The following is a 22171-nucleotide window of genomic DNA, read 5'->3' on the forward strand; positions in this document are numbered from 1 at the left end:
ACCGTCCCCGGAACCGCGTTCATGACAATTGCATGATTGCGCCAACCGTTGCGCATCGCAAGAGGCTCAACCCATCGAATCGGCACCGCGTCGGGGCACACGCAAGGGTGGAACTCCGTCGCGGCAAACCGTCACGGGATCGTTAGCAGGAATCATAGTATCGCCGCTTTTCCGCCAACCGCCCGCCGCCCTGCATTGCGAAAAGACAGACGTGCGTTGACCCGGTCCTTTCGGTTCCGGATTCCTCAGCCCCCAGCCCCCCGGGGTCGAACAGGATCGGGTCTGTACGCACGACAAGGAGGGCCAACGCAAGTTGGTCCTTTTTTGTTTGTGTCGGGATGTTTTCGGCACGGCCGTCATTCCGGGGGGCGCCTCTTGGCGCGACCCCGGAATCCATCTCTCATCCGAGAAACTGGATCATTGGGTTCTCAGGTGCGCAATTGCGCACCATAGCTCGCGCTTCGCGCGCCCCGGAATGACGAAGACCAACTTTGCGGAAATGCCGTGCACCTACTTCAATGCAGCGACGTGTACGCCGCGCCCAGCATCGGGCCCGGTCGCTCGCGGCTGCCGTCCTGGACGTAGACCACCGCGCCGTCGACACCGTCGCGCGTGAGGTTCTCGATCGGCACCGTCCAGCTTTCCGGACGGCCGGTCCAGTCGCCGACCTTGAGCAGGTTGCGCACCACGTTGTGATAGGTGACCTGCTGTCCGCGGTTCTCGCCGCGGGTGATCGCGATCGGCACCGACTTGGCGATCGAGCAGATCCAGACCTCGCCGTGCGAGACCGTGGGCTCCTTGCTTTCGGCGACCGAGACGCTGATCTGCTTGCCCGAGAGCGACATCGTGACCGGCACGCTCATCACGCCGGAGCCCTTGTCGGTCCTACCGATCGCGTTCTCGATGCCGGCGCGATCGCTGCCGATGACATGCGTGGAGCCGTTGACCACGACCTGCGGCGTGTAGACCTCGCGGTCGCCGCGCATGCGCGAATAGGCCCGCTGCCGTGCAGAGAAGCGCGAATCCGCCAGCGTGTCCTTCCAGCCGAGATAATCCCAATAATCGATCGGCATGCTCAGGGCGATGACGGAGGGATCCTTGGAGAGATCGCCGATGATCTGGTCGGCGGGCGGGCAGGAGGAGCAGCCCTGCGAGGTGAACAATTCGACGACGGCGCGGGGATCGGCCTCTGCAGGACGAATGACGGCGATGATTGCACATATGCCGAGAGCTCCCGACCAGAGAGCACCGGACCAACGTGGAATCAGATGGGAAGCCGTCATTGTCGTCATGTCGAACGCCGCACACCGTTGCTGTTGGAGGGAAATCTTATCGCCGGATGGTCACCGTAGTCTTACGGGGCGCGGTACATTCATCCATCCGGGCCACCGTCCAAGGGGAGGTTTTCCGCCGGGCGGGCCCATCTGAAGCGTACCGCAAACGCGCGAAGGCGGCCTTTGATAGGCCGCCTTCGTTAAGGCTTCTACTCACTTCGCAGTGAGCCATCGTTCACAAATCCGCGCTTACGCCGCGAGCTTGCGCAGCACGTAGTGCAGGATGCCGCCGTTGCGGTAGTAGTCGAGCTCGTCCAGCGTATCGATGCGGCAGAGCAGCGAAACGCGCTGCAGCGAACCGTCGCCGGAGACGATCTCCGCGGTCAGCTTCTGGCGCGGCTTGAGGTCGCCGACGAGGCCGCGGATGGTCACCTTCTCGTCACCCTTCAGCCCCAGCGACTGCCAGGAGGTGCCTTCCTCGAAGGTCAGCGGCAGCACGCCCATGCCGACCAGGTTGGAGCGGTGGATGCGCTCGAAGCTCTGGCAGATCACGGCGCGCACGCCGAGCAGGCGCGTGCCCTTGGCGGCCCAGTCGCGCGAGGAGCCGTTGCCGTACTCGGCACCGGCGAACACCACCAGCGGCACCTTCTCTTCCTGGTACTTCATCGCGGCGTCGTAGATCGACATCTGCTCGCCGTCGGGCCAGTGCTTGGTCAGACCGCCCTCGGGGATGTTTCCGTCCGCGCCCCTCAGCATGAAGTTCTTGATGCGGATGTTGGCGAAGGTGCCGCGCATCATGACTTCATGGTTGCCGCGGCGCGTGCCGTACTGGTTGAAGTCGGCGGGGCGCACCTGGTGCTCGCTGAGATATTTGCCGGCGGGCGAGGTGAGCTTGATCGAGCCGGCCGGCGAGATGTGGTCGGTGGTGATCTTGTCGCCGAACATGGCGAGGATGCGCGCCTCGACGATGTCGGTGACCGGCTCCGGCTCCTTCTTCATGCCTTCGAAGTAAGGCGGGTTCTGCACATAGGTCGAGGACATGTTCCAGCGATAGGTCTCGCTCTCGACCGTCTTGATCTTGCGCCAGTTGGTGTCGCCCTTGAACACGTCGGCATACTTCTTCTTGAAGATCGACGCGGTCACGAACTTCTTCATGAAGGCGTTGATCTCCTTGGTCGTCGGCCAGATGTCCTTCAGGTACACCGGCTTGCCGTCCTTACCCTCGCCGAGCGGCTCGGTGGCGAGGTTCTTGGTGACGCTGCCCGCGAGCGCGTAGGCGACGACGAGCGGCGGCGAGGCCAGGTAGTTCGCCTGCACGTCCGGCGAGACGCGGCCTTCGAAATTGCGGTTGCCGGAGAGCACGGCGGCCGCAACGATGCCGTTGTCGTTGATCGCCTTCGAGATCTCCTCCGGCAGCGGACCGGAATTGCCGATGCAGGTGGTGCAGCCGAAGCCGACCAGGTTGAATCCGACCTTATCGAGATCGGGCTGCAGACCGGAATTGGCGAGATATTCCGCGACCACCTGGCTGCCGGGGGCGAGCGAGGTCTTCACCCACGGCTTGGCCTTGAGGCCCTTCGCAGCCGCATTGCGCGCGAGCAGGCCGGCGCCGATCAGGACGCTCGGGTTCGAGGTGTTGGTGCAGGAGGTGATCGCGGCGATCACGACGTCGCCATGGCCGATGTCGAAGTTCTTGCCTTCGACGGAAAAGCGCTTGGCCGGCTCCTCGGCCTTCTTGTACTCGCTGGCGAGCGCGAGCGAGAAACCGTCCGCAACGGTCGGCAGCGCGATGCGGCCTTCGGGACGCTTCGGACCGGCCATCGACGGCACGACGTCGCCGAGGTCGAGGGTCAGCGTCTCCGTGAACACCGGATCGGGCGACTTGGCGGTGCGGAACAGGCCCTGCGCCTTGGCATAGGCCTGCACCAGCGCAACGCGGGCCGAGGCACGGCCGGAGGTCTTGAGATAATCGAGCGCGGCGGCATCGACCGGGAAGAAGCCGCAGGTCGCGCCGTATTCGGGCGCCATGTTGGCGATGGTCGCCTTGTCGGCGACCGAGAGGTGGTCGAGGCCGGGGCCGAAGAACTCGACGAACTTGCCTACGACGCCTAGCTTGCGCAGCATCTGCGTCACGGTCAGCACGAGGTCGGTCGCGGTGACGCCTTCCTTCAGCGCGCCCTTCAGCTTGAAGCCGACGACGTTGGGCAGCAGCATCGACAGCGGCTGGCCGAGCATGCAGGCTTCCGCCTCGATGCCGCCGACGCCCCAGCCGAGCACGGCAAGACCATTGACCATGGTGGTGTGCGAGTCGGTGCCGACCAGCGAATCGGGATAGGCCACCTCGAACGTGCCGGTCTTCTTGCCGACCGTCATCTTCTCCTTCTTGGTCCAGACGGTCTGGGCCAGATATTCGAGATTGACCTGGTGGCAGATGCCGGTGCCGGGCGGCACAACGGAGAAGTTCGAGAACGCCTTCTGGCCCCACTTCAGGAACTCGTAGCGCTCCTGGTTCTGCTTGTATTCCTCGGTGACGTTCTTGCCGAAAGCCTTGTTGTCGCCGAAGAAGTTCACGATCACGGAATGATCGATGACGAGGTCGACGGGCACCAGCGGATTGATCTTCTCAGCATCGCCGCCGAGCTTCTGCATCGCGTTGCGCATCGCGGCGAGGTCGACCACCGCCGGCACGCCAGTGAAGTCCTGCATCAAGACGCGCGCCGGGCGGAAGGCGATCTCATGCTCCAGCGACTTCTTGCGCAGCCATTTCGACACCGCGACGATGTCGTCCTTCTTGACCGAGCGGCCGTCCTCGTTGCGCAGCAAATTCTCGAGCAGGACCTTCATCGAATAGGGAAGTTTCGAAATTCCCTTCAGACCATTCTTCTCGGCGGTAGGCAGGCTGTAATAGACATAGGTTTTGGCGCCGACCTTGAGGGTCTTTTTGCATTTGAAGCTGTCGAGCGAGGTCATGTAGGAGATCCCAATTGTTAGTTATACCCGGCAGGGTATTTTAACACCTTCAGCGTATCAGGCTGGGCCGCTTGCAGGGGCAGGTTGAGTTGCTGCATCAAGTAGTTCCGGGCTTATAGAAGCTTTCTAACCGCGCCGCCACAGCCACTATCGTGCCGCAGCAATCCGCGAGCCAAAAATTCCCATGCGCTACCCCAAGATTTCCTGAGGCCTGGCTGTGAGCGGACCGAACAAAGGCGAGATGCGGCTGTCCGGGCAGGGGCTGAGATGCGTGCGGGGCGGCCGCGAGGTGTTCGCCGGGCTCGATTTCGCGGCCGGCTCGGGCGAGACGGTCGCGGTCGTCGGCCGCAATGGATCGGGCAAGACCTCGCTGCTGCGGCTGATCGCCGGCCTGCTCGTTCCCGCCGGCGGGACGATCGCGCTGGAGGGGGGCGACGCCGAGTTGACGCTGCCCGAGCAGTGCCACTATCTCGGCCATCGCGATGCCCTGAAGCCGGCGCTGAGCGTGGCCGAAAACCTGACGTTTTGGGCTGATTTTCTCGGCGGCGAGCGTTTTGATGCGGCTGAGAGCCTCGCCAAGGTGGGCCTCGACCACGCCATCCATCTGCCCGCCGGATTCCTGTCGGCCGGCCAGCGCCGCCGGCTCTCGCTGGCCCGGCTGCTGACCGTCCGCCGCCCAGTCTGGCTCCTGGACGAGCCGACCAACGCGCTGGACGTGGCCGGCCAGGACATGTTCGGCGGCCTGATGCGCGAGCATCTGGCTGCCGGCGGCATGATCGTCGCGGCGACGCATGCCCCGCTCGGGATCGAATCGCGGGAGCTGCGGATCGGGGGTGTGGTGTGATTCCGATGCACCCTCAGCTTTCCGAGCGGCTAGGCCCTGCTCTCACCGTTCCCTCCCCCCTTGCGGGGGAGGGTCAGGGAGGGGGGTGCCACACGACGCGGCTTCTCGGCTCTGACGTTCGAGCAGCGGGTGCTCTGTTGGTGGAGGCTCGCGCCCAGCGGGCATCTCGCCCGGGGCTACCCCCCTCCCCTGCCCTCCCCCACAAGGGGGGAGGGAGTGCAGTGTGCCTGTGGCCGGCGGCGAACGTTTTCCCAACCGCCGGAAGCCCCCCATGACCGCCCTCGCCGCCCTCATCCGCCGGGACATCCGGATCGCGCTCCGCGTTGGCGGCGGGGCGTTGATTGGCGTCTTGTTCTTCCTGACCGTGGTGGTGCTGATGCCGTTCGCGGTCGGGCCGGATCTGGCGCTGCTGTCGCGGCTGGGCCCGGCCATTCTCTGGCTCGGCGCCCTGCTGGCGAGCCTGCTGACTCTCGACCGGCTGTTCATGGCCGACCATGAAGACGGCTCGCTCGACCTGATCACGATGAGCCGGACGCCGCTGGAACTGGCCTGCGCCGCCAAGGCGCTGGCGCATTGGCTCGCCGCCGGCCTGCCGCTGATTGTCGCAACCCCCGTGCTCGGCCTGTTGCTCAACCTCGATATGGTCGCCACCGCGGCGGTGGCGCTGACGCTGCTGGCGGGCACCCCGGCGCTGACCTTCACCGGCATGATCGGGGCGGCGCTGGCGGTGACGCTGCATCGCGGCGGGCTGTTGATGGCCGTCCTCGTGCTGCCGCTGTCGATTCCTGTGCTGATTTTCGGCGTTGCGGCCTCGCAGGCGGTGATTGTCGGCCCGATGACGTTCGGCGCGCCGTTTTCGATCCTGTGCGCGCTCTCGCTGGTCAGCCTCGTGATCGGCCCGTTCGCGGCGGCGGCGAGCCTGCGGCATGGTCTCGATTGAGATGGCCTCGACCGATCTTGACCCCGATCAACTTTCGCAACGGACTTTCGTGCTGATTGCCTGAGCGGCTCCCGGTGATTATCACGATACCATGACGCTGATCGACCTCGCCAACCCCACGCGGTTCCTCGCGCTGACAGCGCGGGTGTTGCCGTGGCTGGCGGCCGCGACAATCATCCTGCTCACGATCGGCCTTTATCAATCCGCCTCCGCGCCGGACGACTATCAGCAGGGCGCCACCGTCAAGATCATGTTCATCCACGTGCCCAATGCCTGGCTCTCGATGTTCGTGTGGGGCGTGATGAGCATCGCATCCTTGGGCACGCTGGTGTGGCGGCATCCGCTCGCCGACGTCGCCGCCAAGGCCGCAGCTCCGATCGGCGCCGCCTTCACCTTCCTCGCGCTGCTCACGGGCTCGCTGTGGGGCCGGCCGATGTGGGGCACCTATTGGGAATGGGACGCGCGGCTGACCTCGGTGCTGATCCTGTTCCTGATGTATCTCGGCCTGATGGCGCTGTGGCGCGCGGTCGACGATCCCTCGCGCGCGGCGCGCGCCGCCGCGGTGCTGACCCTGGTCGGCGCGATCAACCTGCCGATCATCAAGTTCTCCGTCGACTGGTGGAACACGCTGCACCAGCCCGCCTCGGTGATGCGCATGGGCGGCTCGGCGCTGGACAAGTCGTTCCTGATTCCGCTGCTGGTGATGGCGGTCGCCTTCACGCTGCTGTTCGTCACGCTGCACCTGGCCGCGATGCGCAACGAGATTTTGCGCCGCCGTGTCCGCTCGCTGCAGATGACGCAGGCGAGCCAGAAGGCTGCATGACGATGTCGCTCGGTCCTTACGCCTCCTTCATCGTGGCGTCTTACGCAGCTGCCGCCCTCGTGGTCGCGATCCTGATCGGCTGGGTCATGCTCGATTATCGCAGCCAGACGCAGCGCCTGCGCGAGCTGGAGCAGCGCGGCATCACCCGCCGGTCGGGCCGCAGCGCGACGGAGCCGCGATGAGCGATCAACCTGCTCCCGCTCCGCCGCAGCGCCGCACCTTCCTGATGGTGCTGCCGCTGATCGCCTTCATCGGCCTTGCGCTTCTGTTCTGGTTCCGGCTCGGCAGCGGCGATCCCTCGCGGATTCCCTCGGCGCTGATCGGGCGGCCCGCACCGCAGACCGTGCTGCCGCCGCTCGAGGGGTTGCATGACAACGGCACGCAGGTGCCGGGACTCGATCCGGCCGCGTTCAAGGGCCAGGTCAGCCTGGTCAACGTCTGGGCGTCATGGTGCGTGCCGTGCCACGACGAAGCGCCGCTGCTGACCGAGCTCGCCAGGGACAAACGCTTCCAACTGGTCGGCATCAACTACAAGGATGCCGCCGACAATGCGCGGCGCTTCCTCGGCCGCTACGGCAACCCGTTCGGCCACGTCGGCGTGGACGCCAACGGCCGCGCCTCGATCGAATGGGGCGTCTACGGCGTGCCGGAGACGTTCGTCGTCGGGCGCGAGGGCACCATTGTCTACAAGCTGGTCGGGCCGATCACGCCGCAAAATCTCAAGGCCGTGCTGATACCGGAGCTGGAGAAGGCGCTGAAGGCGGGAAGCTGACCTGCTGCGCACGAGCCGCGCCACGGCGCGAATTCACGAAGCGCCGTCGCGGCGATTGGTCGTGTCGGTGTGGCCCGCGAGCAAGCCGGCGACGACATCCCAGCCTTTCCCGAACATGTGGCCGACCTTGTGGCCGAAGGAATCGTCCGGGCGCAGCCGCGGCGATTCCAGAATGTGCGTCAAGTGGCGATGATCGCCGGGAATGCTGCTGATCTCCGAGGCGACGGTGGCGTGGACTTGCGCCATCAGGTCATCCAGGCGCCGCGCCCAGCCCGACCCTTTGAGCTCGATCTGCGTTCTCAGCGCCTGCTCGATCCGGTAGATCTCGCCAACGATCTCCTTGGCGCGCACCGGACGGTTGTTCCTGAGCGCAAACAGCAAGAGGTGATGGTTCTCCTCGATCTGATCGAGCACCATCGACACCGCAATCGCGAATGGGCCCGCCGCGATCCGCGCCGCAGCCCGGTCGTCGGTCGGAGCGATCGCGACGGACAGCAGCTCCCAGGGAGTTTCAAGATGCTTTGCCAGGATCGTGAGCGCGAACGGAAGGGCATCGGCACGCTTGGCCCTTAGCGTGCTCAATTGGCCGAGAACCTTGTCGAGGCTGACGCCCTCGAGCCGGGCGATCTTCGGTGCGAGCGCACGGCCGAAATCGTCGAGCTCCCGCTGCATGTCGAGGTAGCGCAGCATCTTCTTGAGGTCGTCGAACGTCGCATGCGAGCTGGTATAGGCCATCAGCCCATCGCGAATGCGGGCTGCGCCCTCGGCGGACCCGAGCTGGCCGTTGAGCGAGGTCAGGACCTTCTTCTGGAAGGCTTGGGCCATCTGCCGCGCCTCGGCCTGCTTGTCGGCAGAGATGACCTTGGTCGCATTGGCGATGTAGTCGGCGGCCATGCTGCGCAGCAATTGCTCCGTCACGAGGCTCCAGATCGGCGCGAGCGATCCACGGGCGATCTGCCCGCTATTGGCGCGCTCCGGGGCGCTGTCCACCAGGACCGGCTCGAGTGGCTCGAAGAAGTAGCGTGACGGATTTCCGACGCGATAGTGATTTTGGCCGGTGTTGCGAAACTCGGCACGCAGCGCCGCGATCAATGGCTCGGAATGCGGAATGTCCTCGCCGAGGAGATGCAGCCGTTCCAGTTCGGCAAGCAGGCGGCGCCGGACCTGCGGCGCGAGCTGCCGGAGATACTGAATCAGGTGTTCAGCGGTCTGGTCCTGTCTTGCGCTCACCACCGGGCCCTCCGGCGAGCCATCCTCTCTGTTCATAAGGCTATCGCCCCCGACCTTTCAGCAAGGTAAAGCGCTGAATAATCTGGGCCTGCGGTTACGGAGCAATGAAGGAACCGGTCCGGACCAAGTGCACGTTGGCGTGAATAGAGGCGGTCGCCGCCGGCAGGCGCAGGCCTGAACCCGGCAACTACCCCTTGCTCACATCCCCCGCCTCGGCCTCGCTTCTCTCCAGCGAGACCGGCGCGAGATGATAGCGCTTGGTCAGCGGCAGCTGGGCGACGGCGAAGATCATGGTCAGCGTCGTCACGCCGAACACCTTGAAGTTCACCCAGAAATCCGTGCTCTGGGTGCGCCAGATGATCTCGTTCAGCACGGCCAGGCCGGCGAAGAACAGCGCCCAGCGCAGCGTCAGGATACGCCAGCCATGCGGTGTCAGGTTGAACACCTGGTCGAACATCACGGCGATGAAGGAGCGGCCGAACAACAGGCCGCCGCCGAGGATCGCGGCGAACAGGCCGTAGATGATGGTCGGCTTGACCTTGATGAAGGTCTCGTCGTGCAGCACCAGGGTCAGCGTGCCGAACACCAGCACGATCACGCCCGTGACGATCGCCATGATCGGGATGTGGCGCGTCACCATGTAGGACGCCGCCATCGCCGCCACGATCGCGACCATGAAGGCGCCGGTCGCGGCGAACAGATTGAACTTCGCGTTGACGAAGAAGAACACGAGCAGCGGACCGAGCTCGGTCGCGAGCTTGAACAGCGGATGCGGCTGGGTCTTGTCCATTCTCTCTTCCGTCTCTCCCATCCTTCGAGACGACCGCTTCGCGGTCTCCTCAGGATGAGGACCTCATGTGTGGCACGACCTCATCCTGAGGAGCCGCGCAAGCGGCGTCTCGAAGGATGACGCTATTCGATTCCGGCGATGGCGCGGGCGAAGTCGCGCGCGGTGAAGGGCGCGAGATCATCGACGCCTTCGCCGACGCCGATGAAGTGTACCGGCAGCTTGAACTTCTCCGCGAGCGCCACCAGGATGCCGCCGCGCGCGGTGCCGTCGAGCTTGGTCATCACGAGGCCGGTGACCCCGGCGGTGCGATGGAAGGCCTCGACCTGGGACAGCGCATTCTGGCCGACGGTGGCATCCAGCACCAGCAGCACCGCATGCGGCGCGGTGTCATCCACCTTGCGGATCACGCGCACGACCTTCTCGAGCTCGTTCATCAGCTCGGCCTTGTTCTGCAGGCGCCCCGCGGTGTCGATCAGCAGCACGTCGATGGCCTGCTCCTTTGCCGCGGTGAGCGCGTTGAAGGCAAGGCTCGCCGAATCCGAGCCTTGCGCGCCTGCGATGACGGGCGTCTTCGTCCGCTCGCCCCAGACCTTGAGCTGCTCGATGGCGGCGGCGCGAAACGTGTCGCCGGCGGCCAGCATCACCTTGCGGCCTTCGGAGGCGAATTTCTGCGACAGCTTGCCGATGGTGGTGGTCTTGCCGGAACCGTTGACGCCGACGACGAGGATCACGAACGGCTTCTTGGCCGCATCGATCACGAGCGGCTTTGCCACCGGCGACAGCACCTTCTCGACCTCGGTGGCGACGACGTCCTTGACCTCGTCCGCCGAGATCGCCTTGTCGTAGCGGCCGGCGCCGACGGCGTCGGCAATGCGCACCGCGACGGACGTGCCGAGATCGGCGCGCAGCAGCACGTCCTCGATATCGTCGAGCATGGCGCGGTCGAGCTTGCGCTTGGTGACGAGGTCGGCGACCGCGGTCCCGAGCGAGGACGAGGTGCGCTTCAGCCCGTTGGACAGGCGGCGCCACCAGCTCAGCTTGGGGGGATCTGACGTGGTATCGTTCATGCTGGCGTGTTAGCCGTTCCGGCCCGTAAACGAAAGCCTTGACCGAAAGTCTTGCAATTGCTCGATGTTCCCCAATTGACATCCGATGAAATCTTAGGCCGCGTGCTCCATCGCGACGGGCTGATGCTGGTCATCGACAAGCCCGCCGGCCTGCCGGTGCATCGCGGCCCCAAGGGCGGCCCCAATCTGGAGGATTCCTTCGACGCGTTGCGTTTCGGCCTGCCGCGGCCGCCGGTGCTGGCCCACCGGCTGGACAAGGACACCTCGGGCTGCCTCGTTCTCGGCCGCCACCGCAAGGCGACGGCATCGCTGGGCCTTTTGTTCAAGCACGGCAAGATCGGCAAGACCTACTGGACCGTGGTCGAAGGCGGCCCTGCCGAAGATGAAGGCACCATCGACATGCCGCTCGGCCGGCTCAATGCCGAACGCGGCTGGTGGCAGAAGCCGGATCTGGAAGGGCAGAAGGCCATCACCAACTGGAAGGTGTTGGGCCGGGGCGACGGTTTCACCTGGCTCGCCATGGAACCGGTGACCGGCCGGACCCATCAATTGCGGGTGCATGCGGCCGCGAGCGGCTGGCCGATCTACGGCGATAACATTTACGGCAACGGCCCGCGCTTCGGCGAACCGCGCCTGCACCTGCATTCGCGCGAGATCGTGGTGCCGATCTCCCGCAACAAGGAGCCGGTCCGCGTGGTAGCGCCGGCCCCGCCGCATATGCATGAGAAGCTCCGCGCCTGCGGGTGGAGCGGGGAGTAGCGGAGGTGGTGCTCAACCTCTCCCGCGTGCGGGAGAGGTCTGCGCGAAGCGCCGGGAGAGGGCTTTCTCCTCTTGGGGATGTCCCGTTGTGGAGACACCCTCTCCCCACCCCTCCCCCGCAAGTCCCCCGCAAGCGGGGGAGGGAGCGCACCCGCATTCGCGGCGGCATCTCGCTGCAACGACCACGTCCCGGCCATGGTTTACCAAACCTTCAGCGCTCGCCTCTAATGATAGCGGTTGCTTAGAAAAAGCTTCCGTAACCGCTCAGGACGAGCCGCGCGTGATGACCAAGGCCGGGTTATCGATCATCGACGAGGTCGAATCCGCACTTCGGATCGGCTCGCCGGAAAAGGGTCTGGCGACGGCCCGGCGCGTCACCGAGCTGTTCCTCTCCTCCGCCGGCAATTTCGACGACGAGCAGATCGCGCTGTTCGACGAGGTGCTCGAGCGCCTGATCGGCACCATCGAGCTGCGCGCCATCGCCGATGTGGCCGCGCGCATTGCGCTGGCCGAGATCAGCGCGCAGCTGGCGCCGATCGCGCAGGCGCCTCCGTCGGTGATCCGTCGCCTCGCCAACAATGACGAGATCCGCATCGCCGGCCCCGTGCTGCAGGAATCCGCGCGCCTCGACGACGGCGAGCTGGTGAAGATCGCCTCAAGCAAGGGTGAGCCGCATCTGCTCGCGGTCGCCGGCCGCTGGTGGCTGAAGGAGATCGTCACCGACGCCCTGCTGGCGCGCCGCTATCCCAGCGTCAGCCGGCGGCTGGCCGCCAATCCCGGCGCGCGCGTCTCCGGTAAAGGATTTGCCATCATCGTCGGCCAGGCCGAAAGCGATCCGGAACTCGCGGTCAGCGTCGGCGTTCGCGTCGATTTGCCCTCGGAGCTGCGCCGCCAGTTGCTGCGCTCGGCGACCGATGCCGTGCGCACCCGCCTGTTGTCGCGCGCCCCGCCGCATCTGTTCGAGGAGATCCAGAGCGCGATCGCCGCCGTCACCATTGGCGCCGAGCGCGAAATGTCGGCGGTGCGCGATTTCGAAGGTGCCAAGCGCGCCATTGCCGGCCTAAAGGCTACCGGCCAGCTCAACGAGGCGACGTTGCTCGGCTTCGCCAAACAGCGGCGCTATGAGGAGACGGTGGCGGCGCTGGCAGCGTTATCGGGGTCGACGATCGAGGTGATTCGTCCGCTGATGCAGAGTCTCCGCGAGGACGGCCTGCTGGTGCCGTGCAAGGCCGCCCAGCTTGGCTGGGAAACGACCATCGCCGTGCTCGAATGCCGTTTCGCGACAGGCGCGATGAAGCCGGCGGACATCGCGAGGGCACAGGGGCATTTTGCGAGAATGACGGCGGAGAACGCCAAGCGGACGCTGCGATTCTGGCAGGTAAGGGCGTTGTAGGCGCTTGCTGTTCATTACACATTCCGCTGTCATTGCCCGCGAAAGCGGGCAATCCAGTATTCCAGAGACGACGGAGATTGAACCGAGAAGCCGCGGCGTACTGGGTCGCCCGGTCGAGCCGGGCGACGACACCAATTATGTGGTCAGACGCTCGCCATCGCTGCCGGCTATTCTCAGCGACACCACGCTTCCGATCCGCTCGCCCGCAATCGCCACCGGCAGATAATGCTCCGTGCGGCCCTGCCCGTCGCTCTCGATCAGCACCTCGCGCATCGAACCGATCTCGGCTTGCAGGCGCTGCCGCAAGGCCGCCTCCCCCGCAGCCCGCAGCCGCTTCGCGCGCGCCTTGATCTCAGGCCCGGCCACCTGCGGCATCCGTGCGGCCGGCGTGCCCGGCCGCGGGGAATAGGGGAAGACGTGCAGGAAGGTCAGGCCGCATTGCTCGACGAGGTCGAGCGAACGCGAGAACATCTCCTCGGTCTCGGTCGGAAAGCCCGCGATGATGTCGGCGCCGAAGACGACATCGGGGCGCAGGCGGCGCACCTGCGCGCAGAATGCGATCGCGTCCTGCCGCGAATGCCGCCGCTTCATGCGCTTCAGGATCATGTCGTCGCCTGACTGCAGCGACAGATGCAGATGCGGCATCAGCCGCGCATCCTCAGCGATGGCATCGAGCAGGTCGTCATCCGCCTCGATCGAATCGATCGAGGAGATGCGCAGGCGCCTCAGGTCCGGAACATGGCGCAGGATCTGCTTCGTCAGCATGCCGAGCTTGGGCGCGCCGGGCAGGTCCGTACCATAGCTGGTGAGATCGACGCCGGTCAGCACGACCTCGGCATGGCCGCGTTCGACCAGGGTGCGCACCTGCTCGACCACCGCGCCCATCGGCACCGAGCGCGAATTGCCGCGGCCGAACGGGATGATGCAGAAGGTGCAGCGATGGTCGCAGCCGTTCTGCACCTGCACGAACACGCGCGGCAGGCCGCTCGCATAGCCTTTGGCGAGATGCGGCGCCATCTCCTTCACCGCCATGATGTCGCTGACGGCGATCTTCTCGCTGGCGCCGAGATCGAAAGCGGCGCGCGTGTCCCGCCACGCTTCGCCGCGCATCTTGTCGTCATTGCCGACGACTCGATCGACCTCGGCCATGCCGGCGAACATCGCAGCCTGCGTCTGCGCCGCGCAGCCGGTGACGACGATGCGCGCCTCGGGGCGCTCGCGCTTCAGCTTGCGGATCGACTGGCGCGCCTGCGCCACCGCCTCGTTGGTGACGGCGCAGCTGTTGATGACGATTGTGTCGGAAAGTCCCGCGGCTTCCGCTTTGCTGCGAATCACCTCGGCCTCGAAGGCGTTGAGGCGGCAGCCGAAGGTGACGATGTCGACGGCCATCAGGCGACCGGCGCGAACAGCGCCGGATCGAAGGTGCCCTCATATTCGAAGGTCGCCGTGCCCGTCATCAGCACGTGGTCGTCGCGCTCGCGCCATTCGATGCCGAGCTTGCCGCCGGGCAATTTGATCTCGACCTTGCGCTCGGCGCGCTTCAGCCGCGCGGCGGCGACGGCCGTGGCACAGGCCGCCGACCCGCACGCCATGGTCAGGCCCGCGCCGCGCTCCCAGGTGCGGATCGTGATGTGCTCGCGGTCGACGATGTGAGCGAGCGTGATGTTGGCGCGCTCGGGGAAGATCGGATGGTTTTCCAGGAGCGGACCGAAGCGGCCAAGATCGTAGGCGTCAACATCGTCCACCCAGAACACCGCGTGCGGATTGCCCATGCTCACCGCCGAGGGCGAATGCAGGATCGGATTGTCGATCGGCCCGATCTGCAATTCGATGTAGCGGGTGTCGCGAAACTCTTCCGCCAGCGGAATGTCCTGCCAGCCGAATTTTGGCGCGCCCATGTCGACGGTGTAGAGATCGGGCGCCGGACCCTGCCAGGCATTGAGCAGGCCGGCGGCGGTCTCGAACGTCGCGGTGGTCTGCCCGGTCTTCTCGAAGATGCGGCGCACGACGCAGCGCATGCCATTGCCGCAGGCGCCGGCTTCCGAGCCGTCATTGTTGTAGATGCTGATGAAGGCCTCGGTGCCGTCGAGCCTCGGCCTCGAGAGCACCATGAGCTGGTCGTAAGCCACGCCGCCGTTCGCCGACGCCACGGCGCGGGCGTCGTCCGGCGTGACCTTGGCCGTCGAATCGCGCAAGTCGACAACGACGATCTCGTTGCCGATGCCGTTCATCTTGGCAAATGCGTGGTTGGCCAGCGCGCTCATGAAAATTCCCGAATTTCGCCTGCCTTATATGGCGATCCTCGGCCGCTTGGCCAGTGATTTGCCACCCGGGCCGGGACATCGGCCAAGGCGCCTGCCATGACGCATCTGTCATGGGACGAATTCGGCGCTCGCGTGTTAGAACGGCGCGGTTCGCGCGGACCGGGACGCGCGGCCGGGTTAAGGCCTTGGTGGGTAAGGCCTTGATGTATTCAGGCCCCGATGAAGCGGGGCCTTGGGGAGAACAGAATGACCAGTTTTCGTCGCCTCGCTTTGGCCGCGCTGATCCCGGCTGCGACCTTGTCGCTTGGGCTGTCAGGCGCTCTGGCGCAGACGCCGAGCCCCGCACCGGCGGCCTCCGCGAGCCCGTCACCGGCGCCATCGGTAGCACCCGCCCCGGCCGCAAGCGCTTCGCCAGCCCCGGCGGCGAGCCCGTCGCCGGCGGCCAGCGCCTCGCCGTCCTCTGCGGCAACGCCTTCGCCCGCGGCCAGCGCTTCACCCAGCCCGACGGCCCCGCCCCCGGCGGCCGCCGCGACGCCCGCCCCGGTGCAGACCGCCGATCCCTTCGGCCTCGAGACCACGCTCGAATCGAAGAAGGTCGTGATGGTCAAGGGCACCGCCAATTGGGACTCCGCCTTCGACACGCTGATCGATGCCTTCAAGGCGTTGAACACGCTCTTGGACAAGCAGGGCATCAAGCCGTCGGGCAATTCGATGATCGTCTACACCTCGACCGACGATACCGGCTTCACCTTCCTTGCCGAGATCCCGGTCGATCAGGACCCGAAGAACCTGTCCAAGGACATGAGCGTCGGCAAATCGCCTGAAGGCAAGGCGCTGAAATTCGTCCATCGCGGCTCCTACGACAACATGGACAACACCTATGAGGCGATCACCAACCACCTCGACGACAAGAGGCTGGAAGCCAAGGACACCTTCATCGAGGAGTACCTCACCGATCCCCTGAAGACGGCCGAGGACAAGCTCGTGATCAATGTTTACGTGCCGCTGAAATGAGACTGATGAAAAAGCCTGCCCTGCTTGCCGCCGTCCTCGCCACCACGCTGCTCGCCGCGCCCGCGCGCGCCGACGATTTTCCCTCCGCGATCTCGGTGAGCGGCGAGGCCATGATTTCCGTGGCACCCGATCTCGCGCAAATCGATGCCGGCGTCGCCAGCGACGCCAAGACGGCGAAGGAAGCGTCCGATGCCAACAACGCCGCGATGGGCAAGGTGCTGCTGGCGCTGAAGGGCGCCGGCATCGCCGAGAAGGATTACCAGACCTCGCGGCTGTCGCTGCAGCCGCAATACGGCCAGAACAAATCCACCGGCGCCTCGCCGGTGGTCGGCTTCCGCGCGAGCAACCGCGTCACCGTGAAGATCCGCGACGTCACCAAGGTGGCCGGCATCATCGACACGCTGGTTGCCGCCGGCGCCAACGACATCGGCAATATCTCGTTCGAGGTGACCCAGGCGTCAAAGCTGCTGGATGATGCGCGCGAGCAGGCGGTGGCGGATGCGCGGCGCAAGGCGGAGATCTATGCCAAGGCCACCGGCGTCACGCTCGGCGCGCCGCTCAGCGTCACCGAGGGCGGTGCGCCCGTGCCGCTGTTCAAGGGGCGCATGGCGACCGCACCGATGGCGGCGCCGGCCGCTGTCGCACCCGGCGAGGAGACGCTGACGGTGACGGTGAATGTGAGCTGGGCGATCAAGGCCGCGCAATAAGTCTCGTGTCCCGGACGCGCTGCGGCACGCAGTGACGCTGCGCAGAGCCGGGACCCAGCAAGCTGACCCGTCCAGCGCTGCGACATGGGCCCCGGCTCAGCAGCGCATCACTGACGTGCTGCGCTGCGTCCGGGGCACGAGCGGCGCGCGCGGAGCGAGCTAAATCTCCACGACCTGCCCCGGCATCATCGCCACGAATCTTTCCTGCGGGATCTTCGCCGCATCGAGCGCTTCGACCAGCGCCTTCGCCGGCGCATCGATCGCTTCGTCCGTCAGCTGGAACGTGAAGTGATGATGCCCGAGCGCTTGCTCCGCGCCGCAATCGGCCAGCGCCTTCACCGCATCTTCCGGATTCATGTGCTGGTCGCGCATGAACCAGCGCGGCTCGTAGGCACCGATGGGAAGAATCGCCAGGCGCAGCCTGCCGTGCTTCTCGGCGACGCGGCGGAAATGGCGGCCATCGCCGTAGCCGGAATCGCACACCACATAGATCTTCCCGGCCGGCGTCTCCAGGACAAAGCTCGCCCACAGCGCCTTGTTGCGGTCGAACAAGCCGCGCGCGGTCCAGTGCCGGGTCGGCACCAGATGCACCGCGACGCCTTCGCCGAGCTCGACCCGATCGTGCCAGTCGAACGCTTCCGCCTTGATGGTGGGATCGGTGCTGCGCATGGTGACGTCGTTGCCGAGCGGGGTGACCACGCGCGGGTTAAAATTCTTGGTGAGCCGCGACAGCGTCGCGATGTCGAGATGGTCGTAATGGCCATGCGAGACCAGCACGACGTCGATCTTCGGCAGCTTCTCGAAGGCGATGCCCGGGTCGTTGTGCCGCTTCGGCCCGGCGAAGGCGACCGGCGAGACCCGCTCCGACCAGACCGGATCGACCAGGATGTTGAGGCCGCCGGCCTGGATCAGCCAGCTGGCATGGCCGACGAAGGAGAGCCGCACCTTGTCGCCATCGACACGCGCCGGCGGGGTGTCGGCGTGCGGGCTGGGTGCCCAATCCGGCCAGGTCGCCCGCCGCCGCTTGCCGCTGAACTGCCAGCGCAGCACCTCGCGCAGCGATTTCGGCGGCGACCCATCGGGATCGAAGAAGGTCAGGCCGTCGAAATGATCGGAGACCGGGCCGTCGTAGGTTTTCATGTAGGACATCCAGAGGGAGGGCGCGCCGACCAGCGCGCCGGCGCCGGCAAGCAATCCGAGAACGCGGCGGCGGGTGATCGGCACGGGGGGCTTCTAGGGATGGTCGGAGGGGTAAGACATCACCGCCTATATGGGCGGGGCTGGCGGAAAAGGAACCCGCGACAAAAGGATCACGTTTTCAAAACCTTGCCTTACCAAGGGCGAGCCGGCACCCTAACTTTCCTTGACTTTTGGGCGGGAGCGGCGTTTAACCCCGCCACTTTCTCGGAAAGGCTTTCTTTTCGACCCGCCGACCGGCCCTGGAGGCCGGAGGTCAACGCCCGACAGCGCTGTGCGCCCTCGGGCGCAAAGGTGTTTGGTTTTCTGCTCCCTCGCCCCGCTCTTGCGGGGAGAGGGTCGGGGTGAGGGGCTCTCTCCGCGCAGGCTGCGCGTAGACGGTTCCGTACCCCCTCACCTGCCGCCCAAGAGGGCGGCGACCTCTCCCCGCAGGCGGGGAGAGGTAGAAGAGGACAACGGCATTGTTCGACAATCTGTCGGAACGGCTTGGTGGCATTCTCGATCGTCTGACGGGGCGCGGCGCGCTGACCGAAAAGGACGTCGACGCCGCGATGCGCGAGGTGCGCCGCGCGCTGCTGGAGGCCGACGTCGCGCTCGAGGTGGTCCGCAGCTTCACCGAGCGCGTGCGCGAGCAGGCGATCGGCGCCACCGTCGTCAAGTCGGTCACGCCCGGCCAGATGGTGGTCAAGATCGTCCATGACGAGCTGGTCAACACGCTCGGCAGCGAAGGCCAGACCATCGACGTCAATGCTGTGCCGCCGGTGCCGATCATGATGGTCGGCCTGCAGGGCTCCGGCAAGACCACCACCACCGCCAAGCTCGCCCGCCGCCTGGTCCAGCGCGACAAGCGCAAGGTGCTGCCGCCGGCCGCACCACGCTCGACGAAGAGATGATGGAGGAGGCGGCCGCGATCAAAGCCGCGGCCAATCCGCATGAAGTGCTGCTGGTTGCGGACTCGCTCACCGGCCAGGACGCGGTGAACCTCGCGCGCTCGTTCGACCAGCGCGTCGGCCTCACCGGCATCGTGCTCACACGAGTTGACGGCGACGGCCGCGGCGGTGCCGCGCTGTCGATGCGCGCCGTCACCGGCAAGCCGATCAAGCTGATCGGCACCGGCGAAAAGACCGACGCGCTGGAAGATTTCCACCCCGATCGTATCGCCGGCCGCATCCTCGGCATGGGCGACGTGGTCTCGCTGGTCGAGCGCGCCGCCGCCAATATCGACGCCGAGAAGGCCGCGCGCACCGCCGAGCGCATGCGCAAGGGTCAGTTCGACCTCAACGACATGCGCGAGCAGCTGCTGCAGATGTCGAGCATGGGCGGCATCAGCGGGCTGATGGGCATGATGCCCGGCATCTCCAAGATGAAGAACCAGATCGCGGCAGCCGGCATCGACGACAAGATCCTCAAGCGCCAGGTCGCGATCATCGATTCCATGACGCGCGAGGAGCGGCGTCATCCGGACCTCTTGAAAGCGAGCCGCAAGAAACGCATCGCGGCCGGCAGCGGCCAGAGCGTCGAGCACGTCAACAAGCTCTTGAAGATGCACCGGAACATGGCCGACATGATGAAGGCCATGGGCTCGGGCAAGCGCGGCCCGCTCGCCGGCATCGCGCAGGCGATGGGATTTGGCGGCGGCATGAAGATGCCCTCGCCCGAAGAGATGAAGGCGCTGCAGGAGAAGATGCAGAGCGGCGGCGGACAAGGCCTGCCGAATCTGCCGAAGGACTTGCCGCCCGGTCTTCGCACCGGCCTGCCGAACCTTCCTGGTCTGACCGGGCTGAGCGGCAAGCCGACGCTGCCGGGCCTCGGCGGTTTCCCAGGCAAGAAGAAATGAGGAATTCGTCGCGAGGGGTCGCATCGGTCTCGCGCGGCGCGAAAATGCCAATCAACCGAACAAAACGTACTTTGAAGGAGAACTGAATGTCCGTCGTTATCCGCCTCGCCCGTGCAGGCACCAAGAAGCGTCCCGTCTATCACGTCGTCGTCGCGGATTCGCGCTTTCCGCGCGATGGCCGCTTCATCGAGCGTCTCGGCTATTTCAATCCGCTGCTGCCGAAGGACAACGAGACCCGCCTCAAGCTCGACATGGACAAGGTGAAGGCCTGGCTCGCCAAGGGCGCGCAACCGTCCGATCGCGTCGCGCGTTTCCTCGATGCCGCCGGCGTCAAGAAGCGCGAAGCCCGCAACAACCCGCAGAAGGCCGTGCCGCGCAAGGAGCGCAAGGCGCAGGCCGAAGCCGCCGCCAAGGCGTAAGGCTGGATCATGTCGGCGCTGGTCTGCGTCGCGCGGATCGGCGCCGCGCATGGGGTGCGCGGTGCGGTCAAGCTGTGGACCTTCACCGAAGATCCCTTCGCCGTCCGCCGCTACGGACCGCTGTCGACCAAGGACGGCCGGCGCCAGTTCGAGATCGCAGAGGTGCGCGAGGCCAGGGATCATCTGGTCGCGACGTTCAAGGGTGTCGCGACCCGCGATGAGGCCGAGCGCCTCAACGGCATCGAACTCTACGTCCCGCGCGACAAACTGCCCGCGACGGACGAGGACGAATATTACCACACCGATTTGATCGGGCTCGCCGCCGTCACAACGGGCGGCGATGCTCTCGGCCGGGTCGTTGCGATCCATAATTTCGGCGCCGGCGACATCATCGAGATCGCACCGCCCAAGGGCCCGACGATGCTGCTGCCGTTCTCCAACGCGGTGGTGCCGGAGGTCGACATTGGCGGCGGCCGCGTGGTGATCGCGCTGCCGCAGGAGATCGAGGGCGAGGACGCTCAATCCGCGAGCCGTTCCCACGATCGCGAGGATTCGTAACCACAGATCGTGGTTTTGGCTAAGCTGACTGCGATGACAAACCCCTCACCCTGGCGCGCGACGGTGCTGACGCTGTTTCCGGAGATGTTTCCGGGGCCGCTGGGCGTGAGCCTCGCCGGCCGGGCGCTCGCCTCGGGGCTCTGGCAGATCGAGGCGCGCGACATCCGGGCCTCCGCGACCGACCGCCATCGCAGCGTCGACGACACGCCGGCCGGCGGCGGGCCGGGAATGGTGCTGCGGGCGGATGTTCTGGCCGCGGCGATCGATGCCGCCGGGATCGGTCCGGAGCGGCCACGCCTGCTCATGAGCCCCCGGGGTCGGCCATTGACCCAGGCCCGGGTGGTCGAGCTCGCCCGGGGCCCCGGCCCCCTGATCGTCTGCGGGCGGTTCGAGGGGGTCGATCAGCGGGTGATCGACGCGAGGGGCCTGGAGGAGGTCTCGATCGGCGATTACGTGCTCTCCGGCGGCGAAATCGCCGCCATGGCCCTGATCGACGCCTGCGTCCGGCTGCTGCCGGGGGTGATGGGCAAGGAGGCCTCCGGAACCGAGGAGAGCTTTTCGGATGGCTTGCTCGAATACCCCCAATACACCCGCCCGCAGCTGTTCGAGGGGGTTCCGATCCCGGCCATCCTCACCTCCGGCGACCACGCCAAGGTGGCGGCCTGGCGCCGGGCCGAATCCGAGGCCCTGACGGCCGCCCGGCGCCCGGATTTGTGGGAAAAGGCCGCGAATCGGGGGAGCGGCCAAAAAACGCCAAAAAACAAGACAGACGGGTGACAAACGCTCCGGCTTGCCTTATAGGAGCGGCCAAATCCGCAATGGCTGGATAGACGAATTTCACGCAGCCCCCGTTTCTTAAAGGCTGGGCGCGCCGATGGAGATTTACCCATGAACCTGATCAAGCAGCTCGAGCAGGAGCAATTCGACAAGCTGTCCGCCGGCAAGGACATCCCGGAATTCGCCCCCGGCGACACCGTGATCGTCAACGTGAAGGTGGTCGAAGGCGACCGCACCCGCGTGCAGGCCTATGAGGGCGTCTGCATTGGCCGTTCCGGCGGTGGCCTCAACGAGAGCTTCACCGTGCGCAAGATCTCCTATGGCGAGGGCGTCGAGCGCGTGTTCCCGCTGCTCTCCCCGATGATCGACTCGATCAAGGTGGTGCGCCGCGGCAAGGTGCGTCGCGCCAAGCTCTATTATCTCCGCAACCTGCGCGGCAAGTCGGCCCGCATCGTCGAGAAGCAGGACCGTCAGGCTGCCGTCGGCGAGTAAGCTTCGCCGCCAGGCGAGTCTTTCCAAAGCGCGGGGCTCGGCTC

General features: G+C 66.0%; 21 protein-coding genes and 1 pseudogene. 14 read left to right on the top strand and 8 right to left on the bottom strand.

Features of this window, described 5'->3' with window-relative positions:
• Positions 1-515 precede the first annotated feature (515 nt).
• Both HZZ13_RS26305 and acnA read right to left on the bottom strand, forming a co-directional pair.
• Complete coding sequence (locus HZZ13_RS26305) at positions 516-1292, bottom strand: DUF1223 domain-containing protein (protein ID WP_197962407.1); 777 nt, start codon at positions 1290-1292, stop codon at positions 516-518.
• A 231-nt stretch (positions 1293-1523) separates the two neighbouring features.
• On the bottom strand, positions 1524-4244 hold the full coding sequence (gene acnA, locus HZZ13_RS26310) for an aconitate hydratase AcnA (RefSeq protein WP_197962408.1): 2721 nt from the start codon (positions 4242-4244) through the stop codon (positions 1524-1526).
• A gap of 241 nt (positions 4245-4485) precedes the next feature.
• Here acnA and ccmA point away from each other — a divergent pair, with 241 nt between their 5' ends.
• From ccmA to HZZ13_RS26335, 5 genes are all read left to right on the top strand, one after another.
• Positions 4486-5088, top strand: a complete 603-nt coding sequence (ccmA, locus tag HZZ13_RS26315) for a heme ABC exporter ATP-binding protein CcmA (protein WP_197962570.1) — start codon at positions 4486-4488, stop codon at positions 5086-5088.
• 271 nt (positions 5089-5359) lie between these two features.
• The gene (gene ccmB, locus HZZ13_RS26320; RefSeq protein WP_172789706.1) at positions 5360-6028 is read left to right on the top strand and encodes a heme exporter protein CcmB; all 669 of its coding nucleotides are present in this window, start codon (positions 5360-5362) and stop codon (positions 6026-6028) included.
• Positions 6029-6119: 91 nt separating this feature from the next.
• Positions 6120-6851: a heme ABC transporter permease gene (locus tag HZZ13_RS26325; RefSeq protein WP_197962409.1), complete on the top strand. Its 732-nt coding sequence runs from the start codon at positions 6120-6122 to the stop codon at positions 6849-6851.
• Positions 6848-7033, top strand: coding sequence for a heme exporter protein CcmD (gene ccmD, locus HZZ13_RS26330; protein ID WP_197962410.1), 186 nt, complete (start codon positions 6848-6850; stop codon positions 7031-7033). The genes HZZ13_RS26325 and ccmD overlap by 4 nt, the downstream gene beginning before the upstream one ends.
• Positions 7030-7623, top strand: a complete 594-nt coding sequence (locus HZZ13_RS26335; protein ID WP_197962411.1) for a DsbE family thiol:disulfide interchange protein — start codon at positions 7030-7032, stop codon at positions 7621-7623. The genes ccmD and HZZ13_RS26335 overlap by 4 nt, the downstream gene beginning before the upstream one ends.
• A gap of 33 nt (positions 7624-7656) precedes the next feature.
• On the opposite strand, the gene HZZ13_RS26340 is transcribed toward HZZ13_RS26335, so the two are convergent.
• The 3 genes from HZZ13_RS26340 to ftsY form a co-directional block, all read right to left on the bottom strand.
• A complete protein-coding gene (locus tag HZZ13_RS26340) occupies positions 7657-8889 on the bottom strand; it encodes a hypothetical protein (protein ID WP_197962412.1) in 1233 nt (410 codons plus the stop codon).
• Between the two features lie 151 nt (positions 8890-9040).
• Entirely contained in the window at positions 9041-9643 is a 603-nt protein-coding gene (locus HZZ13_RS26345) for a septation protein A (protein ID WP_197962413.1), read from the bottom strand.
• Between the two features lie 122 nt (positions 9644-9765).
• Positions 9766-10710 carry a signal recognition particle-docking protein FtsY gene (gene ftsY / locus HZZ13_RS26350; protein ID WP_197962414.1) on the bottom strand — a complete coding sequence of 315 codons (945 nt, stop codon included), beginning with the start codon at positions 10708-10710 and terminating at the stop codon, positions 9766-9768.
• Positions 10711-10767: 57 nt separating this feature from the next.
• Between ftsY and HZZ13_RS26355 the strand changes: the two genes are divergently transcribed.
• Both HZZ13_RS26355 and HZZ13_RS26360 read left to right on the top strand, forming a co-directional pair.
• Positions 10768-11469 carry an RluA family pseudouridine synthase gene (locus tag HZZ13_RS26355; protein ID WP_197962415.1) on the top strand — a complete coding sequence of 234 codons (702 nt, stop codon included), beginning with the start codon at positions 10768-10770 and terminating at the stop codon, positions 11467-11469.
• 283 nt (positions 11470-11752) lie between these two features.
• Positions 11753-12862 carry a DUF2336 domain-containing protein gene (locus tag HZZ13_RS26360; protein WP_197962416.1) on the top strand — a complete coding sequence of 370 codons (1110 nt, stop codon included), beginning with the start codon at positions 11753-11755 and terminating at the stop codon, positions 12860-12862.
• A gap of 135 nt (positions 12863-12997) precedes the next feature.
• Here the strand turns inward: HZZ13_RS26360 and mtaB are convergent, their stop codons facing one another.
• Entirely contained in the window at positions 12998-14251 is a 1254-nt protein-coding gene (gene mtaB / locus HZZ13_RS26365; RefSeq protein WP_197962417.1) for a tRNA (N(6)-L-threonylcarbamoyladenosine(37)-C(2))-methylthiotransferase MtaB, read from the bottom strand.
• A complete protein-coding gene (gene dapF, locus HZZ13_RS26370) occupies positions 14251-15126 on the bottom strand; it encodes a diaminopimelate epimerase (RefSeq protein WP_197962418.1) in 876 nt (291 codons plus the stop codon). The genes mtaB and dapF overlap by 1 nt, the downstream gene beginning before the upstream one ends.
• Positions 15127-15372: 246 nt before the next feature.
• On the opposite strand from dapF, the gene HZZ13_RS26375 reads away from it, so the two are divergent.
• Both HZZ13_RS26375 and HZZ13_RS26380 read left to right on the top strand, forming a co-directional pair.
• Complete coding sequence (locus HZZ13_RS26375; RefSeq protein WP_197962419.1) at positions 15373-16140, top strand: GyrI-like domain-containing protein; 768 nt, start codon at positions 15373-15375, stop codon at positions 16138-16140.
• Positions 16137-16847, top strand: a complete 711-nt coding sequence (locus HZZ13_RS26380; RefSeq protein WP_376707080.1) for an SIMPL domain-containing protein — start codon at positions 16137-16139, stop codon at positions 16845-16847. Before HZZ13_RS26375 ends, HZZ13_RS26380 begins: the two co-directional genes overlap by 4 nt.
• A 159-nt stretch (positions 16848-17006) precedes the next feature.
• Here HZZ13_RS26380 and HZZ13_RS26385 read toward each other — a convergent pair whose 3' ends face one another.
• Positions 17007-18071, bottom strand: a complete 1065-nt coding sequence (locus tag HZZ13_RS26385; protein ID WP_197962421.1) for an MBL fold metallo-hydrolase — start codon at positions 18069-18071, stop codon at positions 17007-17009.
• A 434-nt stretch (positions 18072-18505) separates the two neighbouring features.
• Between HZZ13_RS26385 and HZZ13_RS26390 the strand changes: the two are divergent.
• The 5 genes and pseudogenes from HZZ13_RS26390 to rplS all read left to right on the top strand — a co-directional run bounded on the left by HZZ13_RS26390 (position 18506) and on the right by rplS (position 22127).
• Positions 18506-19881: pseudogene (locus HZZ13_RS26390) on the top strand (signal recognition particle protein).
• An 86-nt stretch (positions 19882-19967) separates the two neighbouring features.
• Positions 19968-20300 (top strand): 30S ribosomal protein S16, encoded by a 333-nt coding sequence (gene rpsP, locus HZZ13_RS26395; protein ID WP_197962422.1) that lies wholly within the window; start codon positions 19968-19970, stop codon positions 20298-20300.
• A gap of 9 nt (positions 20301-20309) precedes the next feature.
• Positions 20310-20858 carry a ribosome maturation factor RimM gene (gene rimM / locus HZZ13_RS26400; RefSeq protein WP_197962423.1) on the top strand — a complete coding sequence of 183 codons (549 nt, stop codon included), beginning with the start codon at positions 20310-20312 and terminating at the stop codon, positions 20856-20858.
• Positions 20859-20891: 33 nt separating this feature from the next.
• Positions 20892-21635, top strand: coding sequence for a tRNA (guanosine(37)-N1)-methyltransferase TrmD (gene trmD / locus HZZ13_RS26405; RefSeq protein ID WP_197962424.1), 744 nt, complete (start codon positions 20892-20894; stop codon positions 21633-21635).
• A gap of 111 nt (positions 21636-21746) precedes the next feature.
• Entirely contained in the window at positions 21747-22127 is a 381-nt protein-coding gene (gene rplS / locus HZZ13_RS26410) for a 50S ribosomal protein L19 (protein ID WP_130221017.1), read from the top strand.
• The last annotated feature ends 44 nt before the right edge of the window (positions 22128-22171 follow it).

Source organism: Bradyrhizobium agreste, assembly GCF_016031625.1.
In the GTDB taxonomy this organism is placed as follows: Bacteria; Pseudomonadota; Alphaproteobacteria; order Rhizobiales; family Xanthobacteraceae; genus Bradyrhizobium; species Bradyrhizobium agreste.